1 protein-coding gene and 1 pseudogene are annotated in these 2,086 nt (G+C 66.1%); one reads left to right on the top strand and one right to left on the bottom strand.

Going from position 1 to position 2,086, the window contains the following annotated elements; translation table 11 throughout:
• Window positions 1-684: pseudogene (locus tag HC022_RS24955) on the bottom strand (transcriptional regulator); the annotation flags it as partial.
• A 194-nt stretch (window positions 685-878) separates the two neighbouring features.
• Here HC022_RS24955 and HC022_RS24950 point away from each other — a divergent pair.
• Window positions 879-1,961, top strand: a complete 1,083-nt coding sequence (locus HC022_RS24950; RefSeq protein WP_167454183.1) for a phosphatase PAP2 family protein — start codon at window positions 879-881, stop codon at window positions 1,959-1,961.
• Window positions 1,962-2,086: the final 125 nt, after the last annotated feature.

Raw genomic sequence — 2,086 nt, 5'->3', positions numbered from 1 at the left:
GCCCTTGACGAAGACGGTGTGGCCGTCGCTGGTCTTCATGATGTCGCAGGGCAGCGACAGGTCGCTGACCGGCAGGTCGGCGGGGCAGTCCGGGTCGTTGGCCTGCCGCCAGGCGCGGATCTGCTCGGCGATGTTCTCGCCGATCTGGTTGGCGAGCACATCGGCCATGATGACGCCTGCGCCGCCGTCGGGCGCGGAGGCACGGCAGTTGATGAGGATGCCCTTGGCCTCTTTCGGCGTCGCCTTCGACAGCCGGGCCTGCAGGTCGGCGCGCTCCATCCGGAGCCATTCCTCGAATTCGGGGTCGCGCGCGTCCAGCCCCTCGAGCAGCTCGGTCCGGAGATCGAGCGGCAATCCTTCGTCGTGCAGGTCCACCGTCACCCGCGACACGTCGAGAGATACCGAGCTGCGGTCGGCCATCAGCGCGTCGGCGTCTTCGCCCAGTGCCGTGCGCAGCTTGCTCAGCGCCTGCCGCAGGTTGGCGCTGGCCTGTTCGGGTCCGAAGGTGCTCCAGAGCTTGTCCTCGAGCCAACGCCGGGGGCGGGCCATCTCGGGACTGAGCGCGAGCAGCGCCAGCAGCGCCTGGTTCTTCGCGCCTTTCGGGGTCACCTGTAGCCCTTCGGCCGACTGCACGCGCAGCGGGCCGAGCACGGAAATCCGGATCAGAGGAGCGCAGTCGCGCATTCGGTGTCCCCGCGCAGGAGGCTACGTTGTGACGCAACGGTAACATTGGCTCCCCGCGACGGCAACTGGCGTGAATTGTCCGTGAATATTTCCCGGTCCGCGCGATAAGCTTTTGACGGGGTCGGCGGATTTTTGCGAGTTTGTCGGGGGAAACCTCATTTTGAGTGCAGATTAGATCCCTTGGGGGGAACAAGATGCCGATTTACGGTCACGAAGGTCATGAGGGCCACGAAGGCCACGAGGGTCATGAGGGACACGAAGGCTCTGCGAGTGGCTCCGGAAGCAGCGCCGGAGCGGTAAGTTTCGCCCTTGGCAGCACGCGGGATGGCACGCTGGGGTACTGGGATGGCTACCCGGACCGCACCAGCCGGGTCGTCGGCCGCTCGGCCTGGGACACGGTCAAGTCGCTGGCGACGGTGCCGCGGCAGGCGGTCATCGACCAGACCATCCAGGGGCTCTTCCGCGTCGAGTTCAAGAACAGCAGGAAGGCCAACACCAAGGGCACGGTGTATTTTCAGGACGAGCCGCTGGTCACCATGTACGCGCCGACGCTCAAGATCATCAAGGAAGACCAGTTCCCGTTCCTGCGCTCTGCCGCGGACCTGCGCTATGACCGTCTCAACGAGATCCTCGTCGAGACCGGCGACATCGCCACCTTCTTCTCGAGCGTCAGCTACCTGAGCCCGGGCGCCACCAAGTGGACCATTGCGCTTTTGCAGGCGGTGTTCCGGCTCTGCACCCGGGTCGAGATGCCGGTGAAGCTGGGCTTCGACGTGCCGCGTCCGATCACGCTGTCCTACCAGGTGCAGCCGATCATCCAGACCCCGGGCCACCCGGCCTGGCCCAGCGGCCACGCGACCGAGAGCTTTGCCGGTGCCACGCTGCTCAACTGGCTGGTGCGCGACCCGAACGGGAAGAACGCTCCGAAGTTCGATCCCGACGCGCTGATCGCGGCGCAGGTGCCGCTCTACCGCCAGTCCGAGCGCATCGCCATCAACCGCACCGTCGCGGGCGTGCACTACCCGACCGACAGCATGGCGGGCGCGGTGCTGGGCGTGACCATGGTCGAGGCGCTGGTGAACCTGATGGAGGGCAAGAAGGAAACCACGGCCCGGACCTACTTCGGCAACAGGTACAAGGGCGACTTCAACCTGTCGCTGCTTTCGGCCGAGATGCAGCCGGGGGGGACGATCAAGCAGAAGCCGCTGGCGATCAACCCCAAGGGCGTGCCCGACTGGCTTCAGGACATGTGGGACACAGCCAAGCTCGAGGGCTGAGGGTGTTTAAAGGGTGGGTGCGGAGCGTTCCGCGCCATGTTGACGAGTGAAGGGCCGGGGCGGCGTCGCCCCGGCCTCTTTTGTGTTGCCTGTCTTTCCCTGGCCTGCCGTGTCCGCGTCAGACC

It is taken from the genome of Salipiger sp. HF18 (assembly GCF_011806505.1).
GTDB classification, from domain to species: domain Bacteria; phylum Pseudomonadota; class Alphaproteobacteria; order Rhodobacterales; family Rhodobacteraceae; genus Salipiger; species Salipiger thiooxidans.
The sequence above is the reverse complement of the archived record's forward strand: the minus strand, read 5'-3'. Positions and strand labels throughout refer to the sequence as shown.